Annotated in this window: 15 protein-coding genes, 1 tRNA gene and 2 pseudogenes; 11 read left to right on the top strand and 7 right to left on the bottom strand. The window is 62.7% G+C overall.

All coding sequences use genetic code 11. The features are described 5' to 3' along the window. Nucleotides 1-191 precede the first annotated feature (191 nt). The 3 genes from NGM99_RS04590 to NGM99_RS04580 all read left to right on the top strand — a co-directional run bounded on the left by NGM99_RS04590 (nt 192) and on the right by NGM99_RS04580 (nt 2,894). A tRNA-Gln gene (locus NGM99_RS04590) sits at nt 192-265 on the top strand. A gap of 309 nt (nt 266-574) precedes the next feature. Then, complete coding sequence (locus NGM99_RS04585; protein ID WP_252816434.1) at nt 575-2,497, top strand: GAF domain-containing protein; 1,923 nt, start codon at nt 575-577, stop codon at nt 2,495-2,497. Between the two features lie 7 nt (nt 2,498-2,504). Then, nucleotides 2,505-2,894 carry a response regulator gene (locus NGM99_RS04580; protein ID WP_252816431.1) on the top strand — a complete coding sequence of 130 codons (390 nt, stop codon included), beginning with the start codon at nt 2,505-2,507 and terminating at the stop codon, nt 2,892-2,894. Nucleotides 2,895-3,052: 158 nt separating this feature from the next. On the opposite strand, the gene NGM99_RS04575 is transcribed toward NGM99_RS04580, so the two are convergent. Next, a complete protein-coding gene (locus NGM99_RS04575; protein WP_252816429.1) occupies nt 3,053-3,394 on the bottom strand; it encodes a hypothetical protein in 342 nt (113 codons plus the stop codon). Nucleotides 3,395-3,537: 143 nt separating this feature from the next. On the opposite strand from NGM99_RS04575, the pseudogene NGM99_RS21880 reads away from it, so the two are divergent. From NGM99_RS21880 to NGM99_RS04545, 4 genes and pseudogenes are all read left to right on the top strand, one after another. Beyond that, nucleotides 3,538-4,993, top strand: a pseudogene (locus NGM99_RS21880) (ATP-binding protein); the annotation flags it as partial. 496 nt (nt 4,994-5,489) lie between these two features. Then, the gene (locus NGM99_RS21690; RefSeq protein ID WP_353937372.1) at nt 5,490-5,780 is read left to right on the top strand and encodes a con-10 family general stress protein; all 291 of its coding nucleotides are present in this window, start codon (nt 5,490-5,492) and stop codon (nt 5,778-5,780) included. 175 nt (nt 5,781-5,955) lie between these two features. After that, nucleotides 5,956-6,102: a hypothetical protein gene (locus NGM99_RS04550; protein ID WP_252816427.1), complete on the top strand. Its 147-nt coding sequence runs from the start codon at nt 5,956-5,958 to the stop codon at nt 6,100-6,102. A gap of 104 nt (nt 6,103-6,206) precedes the next feature. Beyond that, on the top strand, nt 6,207-7,088 hold the full coding sequence (locus tag NGM99_RS04545) for a manganese catalase (RefSeq protein WP_252816426.1): 882 nt from the start codon (nt 6,207-6,209) through the stop codon (nt 7,086-7,088). Between the two features lie 101 nt (nt 7,089-7,189). Here the strand turns inward: NGM99_RS04545 and NGM99_RS04540 are convergent, their stop codons facing one another. Next, nucleotides 7,190-9,649 (bottom strand): membrane-bound PQQ-dependent dehydrogenase, glucose/quinate/shikimate family, encoded by a 2,460-nt coding sequence (locus tag NGM99_RS04540; protein ID WP_252816423.1) that lies wholly within the window; start codon nt 9,647-9,649, stop codon nt 7,190-7,192. A gap of 332 nt (nt 9,650-9,981) precedes the next feature. Between NGM99_RS04540 and NGM99_RS04535 the strand changes: the two genes are divergently transcribed. Continuing rightward, nucleotides 9,982-10,236 (top strand): DUF6894 family protein, encoded by a 255-nt coding sequence (locus NGM99_RS04535; protein ID WP_252816422.1) that lies wholly within the window; start codon nt 9,982-9,984, stop codon nt 10,234-10,236. A gap of 250 nt (nt 10,237-10,486) precedes the next feature. After that, nucleotides 10,487-10,891: a DUF6766 family protein gene (locus NGM99_RS04530; protein ID WP_252816419.1), complete on the top strand. Its 405-nt coding sequence runs from the start codon at nt 10,487-10,489 to the stop codon at nt 10,889-10,891. Between the two features lie 90 nt (nt 10,892-10,981). On the opposite strand, the gene NGM99_RS04525 is transcribed toward NGM99_RS04530, so the two are convergent. Both NGM99_RS04525 and NGM99_RS04520 read right to left on the bottom strand, forming a co-directional pair. Then, nucleotides 10,982-11,251: a hypothetical protein gene (locus NGM99_RS04525; RefSeq protein ID WP_252816416.1), complete on the bottom strand. Its 270-nt coding sequence runs from the start codon at nt 11,249-11,251 to the stop codon at nt 10,982-10,984. Between the two features lie 123 nt (nt 11,252-11,374). Next, nucleotides 11,375-11,518, bottom strand: coding sequence for a hypothetical protein (locus NGM99_RS04520; RefSeq protein ID WP_252816414.1), 144 nt, complete (start codon nt 11,516-11,518; stop codon nt 11,375-11,377). Nucleotides 11,519-11,945: 427 nt separating this feature from the next. On the opposite strand from NGM99_RS04520, the pseudogene NGM99_RS04515 reads away from it, so the two are divergent. After that, a pseudogene (locus NGM99_RS04515) lies at nt 11,946-12,098 on the top strand (UDP-galactopyranose mutase); the annotation flags it as partial. A 4-nt stretch (nt 12,099-12,102) separates the two neighbouring features. Continuing rightward, the gene (locus NGM99_RS04510) at nt 12,103-13,254 is read left to right on the top strand and encodes a glycoside hydrolase family 113 protein (protein ID WP_252816412.1); all 1,152 of its coding nucleotides are present in this window, start codon (nt 12,103-12,105) and stop codon (nt 13,252-13,254) included. A gap of 213 nt (nt 13,255-13,467) precedes the next feature. Here the strand turns inward: NGM99_RS04510 and NGM99_RS04505 are convergent, their stop codons facing one another. The 3 genes from NGM99_RS04505 to NGM99_RS04495 form a co-directional block, all read right to left on the bottom strand. Further along, a complete protein-coding gene (locus NGM99_RS04505) occupies nt 13,468-13,677 on the bottom strand; it encodes a hypothetical protein (RefSeq protein WP_252816410.1) in 210 nt (69 codons plus the stop codon). Between the two features lie 15 nt (nt 13,678-13,692). Next, nucleotides 13,693-14,010 carry a hypothetical protein gene (locus tag NGM99_RS04500; protein ID WP_252816407.1) on the bottom strand — a complete coding sequence of 106 codons (318 nt, stop codon included), beginning with the start codon at nt 14,008-14,010 and terminating at the stop codon, nt 13,693-13,695. Nucleotides 14,011-14,162: 152 nt separating this feature from the next. Then, the gene (locus tag NGM99_RS04495; RefSeq protein WP_252816405.1) at nt 14,163-14,840 is read right to left on the bottom strand and encodes a hypothetical protein; all 678 of its coding nucleotides are present in this window, start codon (nt 14,838-14,840) and stop codon (nt 14,163-14,165) included. Nucleotides 14,841-14,862 lie beyond the last annotated feature (22 nt).

Genomic DNA, 14,862 nt, shown 5'->3' with positions numbered 1-14,862 from the left:
GCGAGCCGCCTTGCACCAAGAGGCACGGCGAGCGCTCTCGCCCGAACCCGACGCCGGAACCTGCTCATGCCCTTCACGTTGACGCTTGCACTTGGCCGCGAATATGCTAGGTAGCCGCCCGGAAGCGCCACAGCCTACAAGGTTTGGCGGCTCCGCCTTAGGCACCAAGCACGTCGAGCTTCATGCCTCGTTGGGGAATAGGTTAACGGTAGACCCACGGACTCTGACTCCGTTAGTCCTGGTTCGAATCCAGGTTCCCCAGCCAACTGATTCTAGAGCGATTTTCATCTGCCTGATCGGAACAAAACAGTCAGTTTGACGACTGGTTTGCAGATTTCGTTCTTGCTTAGAACTCCCTGATGGCTCCCGGCTTGCTGCAAGATCGCGATGCGGATCACCGGAAGCGGGGTTGTGCAGCCGGTCCATTGGTCACGAGCGCCCGAGGCCTTGCCCCGGTCCTGCAATTAACATTTGTGGCCGACCCGCTCCCTCTCGCTCCTTCTCATGCGTCCATGCTAAGCGGCGTTGGAGCCATTAAGGGACTCAAAGAAGCACCGGTGGCCGAGGGCGCTGCATGATCATGACCAATGAGCTGGAAACGGCGCGGATCGAGGCGTTGCGCGCGGCCGGCATCATGCATGGAGAAGGGAAGACCGAGTTCGAGCATCAGATCGAGCTGGTGCGCGACGTTCTCGATGTGCCGGTGGCGCTCGTCTCGTTGATCGATACCGACCGCCAGGTCTTTGCCGCGCATCTCGGGCTCCCCGAGCCCTGGGCGACGCAGGGCGAAACCCCTCTTACCCATTCCTTCTGCCAGCACGTGGTCGCACAGCGTTGTCCGCTGGTGGTGACGGACTCTCGCCAAAACGAGTTGGTCCGCAGCAATCTTGCCGTGGCCGACCTCAATGTGCAGGCCTATCTCGGCGTGCCCTTGGCGCTCCCCAGCGGCGAGGTGGTCGGCGCGCTGGCCGCAATCGACGGGCGGCCACGCAACTGGTCCGACCGCGACCTGGCGCGCCTGCAGAAGATCGCGCATGTCGTGGCCGACGAGATCGCGACACGGGTGACCGCCACCGAGTGGCAGCATCTGTTCGACAAGATGAGCGAAGGCTTCATCCAGGGCGAAGTGATCCGCGACGAAACGGGAAAGGCAATCGACTGGCGCTACAAGCGCGTGAACCGCGCATGGAGCGATCTGACCGGCGTGGCGGCCGAGGATGTCGTTGGCCGCACCATACGCGAAACCTTTCCCGGCATCGAGGACGAGTGGGTGTCGGAATTCGGCGATGTGGTGACAACGGGGCAGCCGGTCCGTTTCACCCGGCAGGTCGGCTCGCTGGGCCGCTGGTATGACGGCATCGCGCAGCCTATCGGCCCGAACACGTTCACAGTCCTGTTTCTCGAAGTCACCGCCCGCATCGAGGCGCAAAGAAAGCGCGACGCGCTGATCGAGCTCGGCGACCGCCTGCGCGATGCCGAGACCATCGAGGCGGCGGGCGTGGCGGCTTCCGAAGCGATGGCACGGGCCCTTCACAGCACCAGGGCCGGCTTTGGCCTCGTCGACGCTGAAGTCGAGACGGTTCGCGTTCTGCCCGATCTGTGCGCGCCGGGCGTGGCCAGCGTCGCGGGCTTCCACTCGTTTCGAGACTTCGGCTCCTACATCGACGACCTGAAGGCCGGCCGCAACGTCATCATTCCCGACATCGAGAACGACCCCCGCACCATGCCGGGTGCCGCCGCACTCAGGCAGCTCGACATCCGCAGTCTCGTCAATCTTCCGATCACCGAGCGCGGCCGGATCGTGGGCTTGGTTCTCGTCCATGACCGTGCCGTGCGGGAGTTCACGCGAGAGGAACTGGCCTTTATCGAGGCAGTCGGCGACCGCACGCAAGCTGCGATCTCGAAACTCCAGATGCAGGCGCAACAGCACGTCCTCAACAGCGAGATCAGCCATCGCCTGAAGAACAGCCTGGCTCTGGTTCAGGCGGTCGCGAACCAGACCCTTCGCGGAATCGCCGAGCGCGAACCGGTCGAGGCATTCGAAAGGCGGCTGCATGCGCTGAGTTCCGCCCATGACATCCTGCTTCAACGCAACTGGTCTGCGGCGTCCATGGCGACCGTGGTCAGAAATGCCATCAGCGCGCTTGGTCAGGAGAGCCGGGTAACAATTGATGGCCCGATCGTGGAACTCGGTTCGCGGGCTGCGCTTTCACTGGCTCTGCTTGTTCATGAACTGGCGACGAATGCCATGAAGTACGGCGCCTTGAGTAACGATGATGGTCGCGTCACGGCCTATTGGTCAGTTGCCGACAGCACTCTGAACTTCCACTGGGTCGAGCGTGGCGGGCCCGAGGTGCGCCAGCCGAACGGACGGGGTTTCGGCTCGCGCATGATCCGGTCCGGACTGATCGGCGGGGGTGATGTCGATCTCCGTTTCGATCCGGCCGGATTCGAAGCTCACATGACAGCCCCGCTGTCACAGATGCAGTCGGCTTGAGCGCGTCATGGCTCAGAGCGCTCCCCCGGCCCGCAAGGCGGTTCTTGTTGTGGAAGACGAACCCATCCAGCGCATGATGGCCGTCGACATGGTCGAAGATGCAGGCTTCGAGGCTGTCGAGGCGTACAGCGCGGCAGAAGCCATCCAAGTCTTGGAGACGCGCCTCGATATCCGTGTGGTGTTCACCGACATCGACATGCCCCATGGGATCGACGGCATGAGGCTTGCCGCGACCATCCGTGACCGCTGGCCCCCGATCGAGATCATCATCACATCGGGGAAAATGTGGGGCCGAAGCCTCAAGCTTCCCGACCGCGCCGTGTTCTTCCCCAAGCCCTATCGACGTGACAAGGTGATCGCCGAGATGGAACGCATGGTGGCAGACGTCACGAGCTGAGGTGCGGTCCGGGCAAGAGCGAGCACGACACTCCCAGCGCAAACGCACCAAGCCCATCGGTTGCTGAAGCGGAGCGTCGGAAGCCAGCGCCGGCTTCCACGTTTGTCTATCCTCGGTCTCGCTGCCGGTCGGGCGGCAAGCGCTCATGATGCGCCTAATCATCTGAATTTCATTGTGTTCGGCGATGGCAGCAGCTTAGACGCCTGCCCGCCGAGAATGAACAGCGCGAGAACGCGGTGGTCCAGAACACCATGACCAGAGACGAATTGCTGGCGGAGAACGCGCGTCTGCGCGCAGCGCTGGAGGAAGCCGGGATCGACGCGCGCCGCATCGGCAATCAGCATCGCTCCGATCTGGCAGCCAGCCGCGTCGAAACGCGCGAGGCCAATCAGCGGACCGACAAGGCCTATGCCGATGCCAGGGAAGCAGGTCGCGCTTACGAAAGACAGACGGCCGGCGCGGTAGCCGACCTGACATCCTCGCAGGATCTGGTTGCTCAACTCCGGCGCAGCCAGGCGGCCCTCGCCAGCAGCGAAGCCCGCCAGCGGGCGATCTTCGAAAGCGTGGGCGAATTCGCCATCATCGTCACCGATCGCGCGGGAACGTCACCGACTGGAATTCCGGCGCGGAGCACGTGCTGGAATGGACGGCTGCGGAAATGCTTGGCCAAGGAAGGGAGCGCTTTCTCACGCCCGAAGACCGGGCCGACGGCCGCATCGAACAGGAAATGCGGCAAGCGGTTGCCGAAGGGCGCGCGTCGGACGAGCGGTGGCATCTTCGCAAAGGGGGCCAGCGCTTCTGGGCCTCGGGCGAGTTGATGCCGCTCTTCGACGGCGGCGACACGCATATCGGCTTCGTCAAGATCCTACGGAACCGTACGGAGGAACACCTCGCGGGCAGCGCCCTGCGGGAAGCGCAAGAACGCTTTCAAACCATTCTGGACACGATCGAGGCGGCATTCGCAGAAGATGGAGGCGGTGGGCCAGCTCACGGGTGGCCTCGCCCACGACTTCAACAACCTGCTGGCGGGCATTTCGGGGTCGCTGGAACTGATGGGTTTGCGGATAGCGCAGGGCCGCCTGACCGATATCGACAAATATATCGCCGCCGCACAAGATGCTGCGAAGCGGGCCGCCTCCCTCACCCACCGGCTGCTTGCCTTTTCGCGACGCCAGACACTCGACCCGCGGCCGACAAAGGTCGAAACGCTGGTGGAAGGAATGGTGGATCTCATTCAGCGCACCGTCGGCCCCGGCATCGCGGTGGAAACGGCGGCGGCTGCCGATCTATGGTCGGCACGCGTCGATCCGAGCCAGCTCGAAAACGCGCTTCTCAACCTTTGCATCAACGCGCGCGATGCGATGCCGGAAGGTGGACGCATCACGATCAAGGCAACGAACCGTTCGCTCGATCTCCAGGCCGCGCAAGCCTATGACATGCCTCAAGGCCACTACCTTTCGCTGAGCATTTCCGACACCGGCACCGGCATGCCGCCCGAGGTGATCGCGCGTCTTCGAACCCTTCTACACGACCAAGCCGATCGGACAGGGAACCGGCCTCGGCCTTTCGATGATCTACGGGTTTGCCCAGCAGTCGGGCGGTCAGGTGCGCATCCACTCGCAGGTCGGGCTCGGCACGACGGTGACGCTTTATCTTCCCCGCTTCGAAGGCGATGTCGCCCTGGAAGAGGATGTGGCGAGCGAAAATTCTTCGTCAGCCGGCAGGCCGGAGAGACGGTGCTCGTCGTCGATGACGAGCCGACCGTGCGCATGCTCGTGACGGATGTTCTCAAAGACCTCGGCTATCTCGTGATCGAGGCCGGCAATGGTGCGGCCGGTCTCAAGGTGCTGGGATCGGACGCAAGGGTCGACCTTCTCGGCACGGATGTCGGCCTGCCAGGCGGCATGAACGGCCGCCAGATGGCGGATGCCGGGCGGGAGATGCGGCCAAGCCTGAAGACACTGTTCATCACCGGCTATGCCGAGAGCGCGGCGATCGGCGACGGCGATCTTCAGCCGGGCATGCAGGTGCTCACCAAGCCGTTCGCAGTCGATGCGCTCACGGCGCGCATTCGCGAATTGATGGTGCATCCGGCATAGAGCCGACGTGACGAGAGCGACGACGAAGACTGCTGCCCGTTCGGCGGCCCGACATTCGGCGCCAACTTCACGCTGGATGTCTGCCGACAGGCGATCGCTTACTCGGTGATGTTCGAGCACTGCCTTTTACGCGCAGAACTCGGGCCGGATCGCGCCCCATCCGGCCGGCCGATCAAGAAGCCAGATAGCCGAGGCTTCCTACGATCACGACAACCAAGATGATGAAAGCGATGATGATCTCGGAGCCGGCCGGCAGTTGCATGATGCTGTCCTCGGATTGTCGCTGGCGCCCAAGCCGCACACCGATCCCCGCTGCGCCGCAACAACATTTGTCAAATATTTGAATAAGAAAAATTTCTACAGTCTAAGTCCATGAAGTGAATTATAGAATTTTTCATTCCCGTCCTTTGTTTGATTAATTGTTGGGAACAACCGTAACAAGCCCTCTTTTTCCTCGCGCGACAGCAAGGTCGCGGTAACCGAGAAAGGGCTCACCATGGCCAACAATCAAGGAACGTCCAATCGTGGCTTCGCCTCCATGGACGAGGACAAACAGCGCGAGATCGCGTCCAAGGGCGGCCAGGCTTCAGGCGGCAACTTCGCTAACGATCCGCAACGCGCATCCGAGGCTGGTCACAAAGGCGGACAGCAGTCGGGTGGAAATTTCGCCAACGATCCTGAACGCGCTGCGGAAGCCGGACGCAAGGGTGGCCAGCAGTCGGGCGGCAACTTCGCCAATGACCCTGAACGCGCCTCGGAGGCCGGCCGAAAAGGCGGACAGTCCTGAGCAGGCCGGCCGTCCTCCCTTTAAAGCACCTTTGCCCCTTCTCCAGCTCTCATGCCCGAGAAGGGGCATTTCCACCCAACCGGAAGTCTGTTCCATGGAAACGAGCAGAACAGTTCACCATTCAAGACACCGATACGAGATCGCAAGGCTGAGAGCCGACCTTGATCGTCTCCAGATGGGCGAGCGAGCGGCGCGCCACTACGATCTCGGTGAACCGCCGCTGCAAAGCTACAGCTCGCTTGTCGCACGGACGAGAGAGACGATCGCCGCGCTCGAACTGCTGATCGCCTACTCCCATGATGGCTCCGACGATCCCGAATGAAGCGCGCTCCGCAAGCCTGAACGGCCTTGGCCTCCCAGCGCGGAATGCGTCGGGCTGCCCTTTCATGCGTGGCTTCGAATCCCATCACGAAAAGGATCAACCCTATGTTCTTTCGCACCGCCAAATATCAGTACAACGCCCGCCCTGAACGGCCCGACCCGATTTTCGCCCGGCAGTTGCAGGAGGCGCTGGGCGGGCAATGGGGTGAGATCAGCGTCATGATGACCTACCTCTTCCAGGGCTGGAACTGCCGTGCCCCGCAGAAATACCGCGACATGATCCTCGACATCGGCACCGAGGAGATCGCCCATGTCGAGATGCTCGCCACCATGATCGCGCGCTTGCTCGAAACCTCGCCTGTCGAAGCGCAGGAGGATGCCGCCAAGGACTCGATCGTGGGCTCTGTGATGGGCGGCTCGCGCATCGAGGACGTGCTGCTGGCAGGCATGAACCCGCAGCACGCGATCGTTTCGGGCTCCGGCGCGATGCCCATCGATAGCATGGGTGTGCCGTGGAACTCGAAATACACCATCGCCAGCGGCAATCTCCTGGCCGACTTCCGCTTCAACGTCGCGGCCGAAAGCCAGGGCCGGCTGCAGGTTGCGCGGCTCTACAACCTGACGAGCGACAGCGGCGTGCGCGACATGCTGGGCTTCATGCTGGCGCGAGACACCATGCACCAGAACCAGTGGCTGGCGGCTATCGAGGAAGTGGAAGCCGACGGGCTGGACGGCACGCCCGTGCCCGCGAACTTCCCGCTCGAGCGCGAGGACAGACGTGTCGCCTACCAGTTCTGGAACTGTTCGGAAGGCGAGGAAAGCCGACAGGGCCGCTGGGCGCAGGGGCCGACGCCGGACGGCATGGGCGAGTTCGAGTACCTCGCCAACCCGCAGCCGCTCAGCGACGAGGAGGGCGAACTCGGCCCGGTCGATCCGCGCACCTATGGCACGCCGAAAATGCCGACGCCACCGAGCGTGTCGGAGTAATCCCGCGATCATTGGTTCCGCGACGCAGTCTCCTCCCTTGTTGCGTCGCGCACCTGGCCCGTCCGATCATTGCGATCGGACGGGCTTCTTTTTGGCGCGCCTTACGGCTGCGTGCCCGCCGCAGCACTTCCCTTCGGCAGGGCATAAGCGATCACGTGGTCGCCGAGATCGGTGCCGAGCGAGCCATGGCCGCCGGCGACCGCCACCACGAATTGCCGGTTCGACGCGTCCGACCAGTAGGTCATCGGTGTCGCCTGCGCGCCGGCCGGCAGGCGGGCCTCCCAAAGCTGCTCGCCCGTCGAAAGGTTGTAGCCGCGAATGTAGTAGTCGAGGGTCGCGGTGAGGAAGCCGAGATTGCCGGCCGTCACCATAGGTCCGCCCAGCGATGGCACGCCCATCTTGAAGGGAAGCGGGATCACCGGCGTCTCGTCGCGCGTGGTGCCGTTCTTGCGCTTGTAGACGACCTTGCCCGAAACCAGATCGACGCCCGCCACATAGCCCCAGGGCGGCGACTGACACGGCAGGCCGACGGGCGACAGGAACGGGTTGAGCGCCACCGCATAGGGCGCGCCGGCATTGGGATTGAGCCCATGCTCGTCCGATCCCTGCACGTCGGAGCCACCCGCCGGCCCCTTGCCTTCGGGCTGCGCTGTGGCCTGGGCACCATTTCCCTGCGGCTTGACCTCCTGCGGCACCAACTGATCGACAAAGGCCATGTAGTCCGGATTGACGAAGGCGACCTGACGCACGGGGTCCACCGCCAGCCCGCCCCAGTCGGTCACGCCGAAATTGCCGGGATAAACGATGGTGCCTTGCGTGGACGGGGGCGTGAACGGTCCTTCATAACGCAGGCTCTTGAACTTGATGCGGCAGGCGAGCTGGTCGAACATGGTGGCGCCCCACATGTCGGCCTCCATGATCGGCGGCTCGGGCATCAGGCTGACCGACGAGAAGGGCTGGGTCGGAGCCGTCCAGTCCCCTTCCACCGCGCCGCCCGGCACGGGCTTTTCCGTCACGGGATGGATTGGCGCGCCGGTGCGGCGGTCGAGCACGAAGATGTTGCCCGTCTTGGTGGATTGCACGAGCGCCGGCACCGGGCCGCTCGGCATGGAAAGGTCTACCAGTACCGGCTGCGATGGCACGTCCATGTCCCACAGATCGTGGTGCACGGTCTGGTAGACCCAGCGTACGCGGCCTGTCGCCACTTCGAGAGCCAGAATGGACGTCGCGAAGCGCTCGGTGGTTTCAGGGCGGTTCGCACCCCACTGGTCGATGGCCCCCATGCCCATCGGCACATAGATGAGGCCAAGCTCCTCATCGACGCTGGACGTGCTCCAGCTGTTGGGCGAGGACCAGGAATAATGCTGGTCGGGGCCGATCGGCGCGGTGTTTTCAGGATTGCCGGGGTCGAAGTTCCAGACCAGCTGACCGGTTGCCGCATCGAAGGCGCGGATCACGCCCGACGGCATGCTCACCGCCGCATTGTCATAGACGGCGCCTGCCAGCACCACGAGTCCCCGCGTGACGAGCGGGGCCGAGGTGAACTGGTACCAACCCTCCTGCTGCGCCGGCATGCCACGCCACATATTGACCTGGCCGTTCTCGCCGAAACCGGGGCAAGGCTGGCCGGTGTGCGCGTCGAGCGCGAAAAGGCGCGTGTCGTTGGTGGCCATGAAGATGCGCTGCGGGCACTCGTTGTTCGCTGCCCGCACAGCCCCTTGCGCATTCGCGTCGTGATAGGAAACGCCCCGGCAGGTCAGGTGCTGCAGACGGGGCGAGACGGTGATCTTGGGGTCGAAGCGCCAGCGCTCCTTGCCCGTTTCGGCGTCGAGCGCGAGTACGATGTTGTGCGGTGTGCAGAGATAGAGGGTGTCGCCTACTTTCAGCGGGGTGACTTCATAGGTCGTCTCGTTGGGATCGCCCTCGCGTTTCACGTCGCCGGTCTGGATCTGCCATGCGACGTCCAGCTGCGAGACGTTGCCGGCATTGATCTGCTTCAACGGCGACCACTTGTCGCCACGCCCCGAGCGGCCATAAGCCGTCCAGTCCTTGTCCGGCACGCCGGCATAAGCCTGCGGAACTTGCGCTCGCGCCTCTTCGGGGAGGCTACCGTGCTGATCGTGATCGCGGGTGATCGAAAACACCCCGACCACGGCCGCAATCACCAGCGAAAGCGCGAGTGGGAGCGCTGCCCCACGCCAGAAGAGCAGTGGACGCTCCGTCCGGTCGCGTCCGAGGCGGGTGGTGACCCAAGGCAGAAGCAGCAGGATGCCGAGAATGAAGACGATGTCGCCCCGTGGCACGAGCTTCCACCAGTCAAAGCCGATCTCGACCACCGCCCAGATCAGCGTGCCGAGAATGATCGCTGCATAGAGAATGAGCGCGAACGGGGAGCGGCGGAAAAGAAGGAATGCGGTCGCCACCATGCCGATGCCGGTGATCGCATAATACCAGGAGCCGCCCAGCGAAACGAGATAGAAGCCGGCGCCGATCAGGCCCAGCCCGATGATGCCGATGATCGCCGCGACGGTGAAAAGGAACCAGGTAGACCTTTCTCGCAAATGAGGTTCGCGAGGGCGGGTTTCCGAAATGGGATCGGTTCGAGACATGGGCTTCGGCCTTTCAACCCTTCAACAGTCAACCATAGCGTGCGCCTGGGCTGCCGGCCCTCGCAAAGGTTAGTTTGATGGTTCCCGGAAACAGGTCAGCCGCATCCGCCTTGCCTCGAAGACGTCGGGTCGGGCAGCGGCGAGTCTTATCTGGCGCGGTCATCACCCAAGGAAACCCCCAAGATGGGAATGGCCGTCTTGTCGCTTTACAGCGAAGCGGACAGAAACGTCGCGTCCTCGCAAAGTTAAATGCATCGCTTCCCGATCGGCGCTAGCGACGATGCATGGCAATGTATTTCTTCGACACATTCGAAAACGGCGTGCACGTCGAGGACGATCGAGGCCTCGAATGCGGTACGCCCGAACAGGTGCGAGCTGAAGCGATGAAGGCGCTGCCGGCGATCGCCAAGGATGAGATTCCCAATGACGGCGACCGGCAGGCGTTTACCGTTCTGGTGAAGGACGAGGCGGGAAGGCCGGTTTATTCCGCCACGCTGACCTATGCGGGCCTTTGGTTGAAAAAAAAGGAAAACGAGTAAGCAAGCCAGGCTCGGCGTGAGACCTCGTTTCTTCTTTTCGAGGTCACCCCCAACCGTTTGGCTACCCGGCGTCACTATGCCGAGCTGGCTTTTTCTTCCGGAGCCATGGCCGAAGCCGCGCTTCGAACGCAACAAATGTCAATGACAGTGCCGGAGCGAGCGCCTGTAAGACGTTTTTGAGCGAGTAGGCGGGAGCTTTCGGTGGTTCGCCGCCTGGCGACAGGAACTCATAGCACGAAAGCCGCCGACCATGCCGAGTTACAATGTCTGGCACCGCTATGCCTATGCATGGCTGACCATCTTGTTCTTCGCCGTCAGTCTCGGTCTGCACTGGCTTTTCGGCTGGTATGCTTATGTGAACGAGGCAGCTGAACACGCGCAAACGCCGCAAGTGTCGGATTATCTCGTCATCATGGGGCGGGATACATTCGAGAACTGGCAGTCCGAGTTCCTCCAACTGCTCTGGCAGGTGGTGGGTCTTGCCTATTTTCTTTATGTCGGCTCACCGTCTTCCAAGGAAAACGACGATCGCATGGAAGCGAAGATCGATGCGTTGATCCGGCTTCAGGCGGGAGAAAAGGGCGAAGCGCTTCTTGCGGCCATCGATCGCGAGTTTCTCCGCAAGGGAGGACATGCGACGCCGCATAACGAGTGACGAGGCGGCGCAGAAATCAAGCCCGACCCGTCAACCCTTCTGACCAGATCCAAGCTCTCCAGCGTTTTGGCTTGTGCGGAGGTGAGTCGCCTAGCGATTGCCCGACTGCGCAAGCAGTTCCGCCTGCACGACGCTGGTCCAAGCGCGCTCCTGCGCCCCGTAGAGCGCGAGAAGCTTCTTTTCGTCGCCATAGGCTTCGACCACGGCATCGAGACATTGAACCAGATCACGATGGATCACCGCCGATGCCTCGATGTCCGGCATGCCGGCCGTCATCCGTACCGCCATGCGGCGTGCCTGTGCGATCCGGTCTGGATCGGGCCGATCGATGAAATCGAGCAGATGTGTCAGGGGCGTCATGCTCACCAATCCATTTCTCGGGGTTCGACAGTGATGGGACTTGCAATCATGGCCGGCCGAATGCCGGCAGTCGGCAGAGCGAGAGTACCCCAACCGACGAGCGCAACCTCTCGGCGACTTGCGTTACGCAAGCGTCTGGCGAATTCCCTTGAGGATGGTGAGATGCGCGTCAGTGGGCGGCACGCCGACAATCGAAGCACTGGCGCGGCTCGTTGCAGCAAAGGTGGTGGCGGCAAGACCGCCGAGCAGCAATCCTCTTCGTTGCATCAATTCCTCCTCCGATCATCGACCGGACGATTTCATTTCTGAAACAGAGAATTCCGACACAACATTTATCAGTATTCGGTATTTATTTATTCTCTAACAATTGCTGTTTCGCATCTGGATACATTCAATGCAGCTTGGCATGGGCGACTTTTGTCCTCATGCAGGAGCCGTAAAGGTGAATGCCTCCACAGCACCGGCTGACTGCATCGCGCATCATCGATCGACAATTCTCGTTTCCTCCCGTCTCCGCTGGAACTTCGTTTATCGACGCCCGCAACACCCGCTCGCCCGCGCCCGGCGCAGCCATGAGGTGATCTTCCGGGACGAGCCGGCCTTCATGGAGAACGGGGTTTTCCATCCGTCGGCGAAGGTGTCGAAGGAAGGCGTGCCGGTCATCGTGCCGATGTTGCCTTCCAGGCTTTCGGCTATCTGGTTCGTCGGTCGTCTGGCGACCTACCGCTACGACAACAGGGATCAGGTGGTGGCCCAGGCGCTGAGCACGTTCGCGAAGATCGACGCGTCCCTGTCGCCATCGGTGAAAGCACCGGTCACGATGGTGCTGACGCGCGCCGAGGCTTGATCCTGTGTTCGACAGTTTCTTTCTGGGCGGGTTCGAGTGTTCGACGCAGCGTCGGCACGACAACAAGCGCCTCGATCTCACGCGCTCGTCGGGCCACGAGCAACATGCCGCGCAGGACTACGCTGCCTTGTCCGGCTTGGGGCTCAAGGGCGCGCGTGACGGATTGCGCTGGTATCTGATCGAACAGCGGCCGGGCGTCTATGATTGGTCGAGCTTTCTGCCGCTTCTGCGTGCCGCGCATCAGAGCGGGGTGCGGGTCGCCTGGGATCTTTGCCATTATGGCTGGCCCGACGATATCGACATCTGGCGTCCCGAATTCGTGCAGCGCTTCGCGCGCTTCGCAGGGCAAGCCGCGCGTCTCGTCGAGCAGGAAACCGGCGAGCCGCCGATTTTCTGTCCCGTGAACGAGATCTCCTTCTGGTCATGGGCGGGCGGAAACCAGGCTGCGATGAACCCCAACGCGCGTGGCCGCGGGCAGGAACTCAAGCGCCAGCTGGTGCGCGCCTCGCTGGCGGCAATCGATGCCGTCCGGCAGGAGACGCCCCGTGCGCGGATCCTTCATGCGGAGCCCGCGATCCATGTGGATGGGGGCGCAGGCTCGCGAAAGGTCCGCAAGTCGGCCGAGGCCTACCGCGTTTCGCAATTCGAGGCCCTGGACATGATCGCCGGCACCCAGGCACCCGAACTGGGCGGGCGGCCGGATTGCCTGGATGTGGTCGGCGTCAATTTTTATCCGCACAACCAGTGGTATCTCGGCGGCAGCACGATCCCGATGGGTCATCACGCCTACCGGCCGCTGGCGGCGATCCTGGCCGAAGTCTTCGCGCGTTACGGGCGGCCGATCCTGATCACCGAAACCGGCGCGGAAGGCTCGGCCCGTCCCGCCTGGCTGCATTACGTGGTGGGCGAAGTGATCGCGGCCCGTTCCGCGGGCGTGCCCGTCGAAGGCATCTGTCTTTATCCGGTTCTCGACACCGAAGGCTGGGTGGATCACCGCATTTGCCCCGTCGGCCTCTTCTCGTCATGCGATGCCCAAGGCGCGCGCACCGTCTATATGCCGCTTCTGGAGGAAATCGAGTATGCGCGAAGCAAGATCATCACCCGCGCCTTGATGAAGCCACCGTTCTCCGTCGCAGGACCGATAGCCGGACTCTAGCCGCTCCAATGAGCCGCGCGATTTCCGTCTCCATTATCTCCGGCTCGCACGACCTTGCAGTGTCGTCGGAAATGAGCCAGCACCTCACTCATCTCGCAGCAACGGGATCGACGCTTTCGCCTCCCTTCATAATCGAGCCTGAACTTGCTATGCGCGCGTCGTTCCGCGATCCGAGGCGTGAGACATCTTCAACGTGTTGCCGATGCCGGCCCGTCAGGGTGCGCCTCCGCCACCGAGGCCCGGCTTCGGAGCTTCCCGGATCGGTGGGTTCAGTTCCCTTTTTGCCCTGCCTTCATAGGCAGGCTTGCTCGGATCGCCGCTGGCTGGCACCTTGCTCGCGCCGCTGTCGGGTCTGGGTGAGGCAGTGGAGGTTTCAGCCTCCCGGTTACCGACCAGCCGCTTGATCATGCCGAGAATGCTCATGGTGTTCGTTTCCCGCTAGAGTGGCCGTCTGGATTGCTGCGGCGTGGCCTCGGTCGGATCGCCTTCCACCACTTCGGGCTTGGGGTTGCTCTCGGTCGCGAAGCTGCCGGAAGGGTTCACGCCATCATACTGGTGGGTCTCGTTCTTGATCACGGGCTCCATCAGGTGATTGACGCTGTCGCGCTCATCCGAGGACGTGCCGTCGAACCAGCTCGTCGTGTGCAGGGGCTCACCGGGCCGCGCCACCAGCTTTCTGGTTCCGCTGTTGCGCAGGTTCTCGCTTTCGGGAGCAAGATGGGTCCGGCCCTGCTTGTCGCTGATAGTGGTCGCCATGGTTCATCGTCCTTGTGGTCTCGATGAGAAGGCAACCAGTGTCGTGAGGCTTGGTTCAGCGGCAACGGCCATGTCGCTTCACGATTTGTGTCTGAACATGCCCGCGAGCAGCCAAAGTCGCGCGCACCTGTTTCACCCGTCCAGCCAGCCCTTCAATGAGACAAAGGCAGAGGACTGCTGGACAAAGCCGCGCCCAGCCAAAGCGAGCGGATAGGTTCGGCGGCCTTGTCGGGCTTGGAGTCGCCGATGAAGATCACGATCGGGCCCTGATCCTGCTTTCCGGAATCGTAGAAATCGAGCAGGCCGGGCGAAACCTCCTGAAGGAAACGCGGCATGCGACCGGCCCGGCGCAGCAAATGGTCGATCACGACCTGATCGCCATGGACCGAGTTGGGAACAGTGCCGCATGAGCCTGGAGCCATCCAGCGCTCAGGATCGGCGGCAAAGGTCTCGTAGAGAAAGGCGAGCTCATCACCGCTCCAGCGCATCAGCGCGCTGGAAAGCCTGCCATGAAGGAAATAATCCTCCATGGCGGCGAGGCCCGGCTCGGCGAGAGCGGACGCATCGCCGGTGAACACAGTGTCGAGATCACACAGCACGACGGTGCCGGAAAAGAGGCCGGCCCGAAAGGCTTCCATCTTCGCCCACCAGGCGGGCCAATCGTGGCAGAGCGGGATGCGCTCCACACCATCCACCTGAAGATCGCAGTCGGACAAACAGACGACGCGTGCGAGCTCAGGCACGAAACGACGCGCGCCATAGGCAAGGCGTGAGACCCAGGCAGCATCGTAGCGGCCGCCGCTCTTCAGAACGCAGACGAGCGTGAGCACTGGCGTGCCGGTCAGCCCACAG

The organism is Mesorhizobium liriopis (genome assembly GCF_024053505.1).
GTDB lineage: Bacteria > Pseudomonadota > Alphaproteobacteria > Rhizobiales > Rhizobiaceae > Mesorhizobium_B > Mesorhizobium_B liriopis.
The sequence above is the reverse complement of the archived record's forward strand: the minus strand, read 5'-3'. Positions and strand labels throughout refer to the sequence as shown.

Bases quoted from the DNA above. Each gene is read 5' to 3' on its own strand.
- NGM99_RS04585 (WP_252816434.1), top strand. From the start codon at position 575: ATGATCATGACCAATGAGCTGGAAACGGCGCGGATCGAGGCGTTGCGC.
- NGM99_RS04580 (WP_252816431.1), top strand. From the start codon at position 2,505: ATGGCTCAGAGCGCTCCCCCGGCCCGCAAGGCGGTTCTTGTTGTGGAA.
- NGM99_RS21690 (WP_353937372.1), top strand. From the start codon at position 5,490: ATGGCCAACAATCAAGGAACGTCCAATCGTGGCTTCGCCTCCATGGAC.
- NGM99_RS04550 (WP_252816427.1), top strand. From the start codon at position 5,956: ATGGGCGAGCGAGCGGCGCGCCACTACGATCTCGGTGAACCGCCGCTG.
- NGM99_RS04545 (WP_252816426.1), top strand. From the start codon at position 6,207: ATGTTCTTTCGCACCGCCAAATATCAGTACAACGCCCGCCCTGAACGG.
- NGM99_RS04535 (WP_252816422.1), top strand. From the start codon at position 9,982: ATGGCAATGTATTTCTTCGACACATTCGAAAACGGCGTGCACGTCGAG.
- NGM99_RS04530 (WP_252816419.1), top strand. From the start codon at position 10,487: ATGCCGAGTTACAATGTCTGGCACCGCTATGCCTATGCATGGCTGACC.
- NGM99_RS04525 (WP_252816416.1), bottom strand. From the start codon at position 11,251: ATGACGCCCCTGACACATCTGCTCGATTTCATCGATCGGCCCGATCCA.
- NGM99_RS04520 (WP_252816414.1), bottom strand. From the start codon at position 11,518: ATGCAACGAAGAGGATTGCTGCTCGGCGGTCTTGCCGCCACCACCTTT.
- NGM99_RS04505 (WP_252816410.1), bottom strand. From the start codon at position 13,677: ATGAGCATTCTCGGCATGATCAAGCGGCTGGTCGGTAACCGGGAGGCT.
- NGM99_RS04500 (WP_252816407.1), bottom strand. From the start codon at position 14,010: ATGGCGACCACTATCAGCGACAAGCAGGGCCGGACCCATCTTGCTCCC.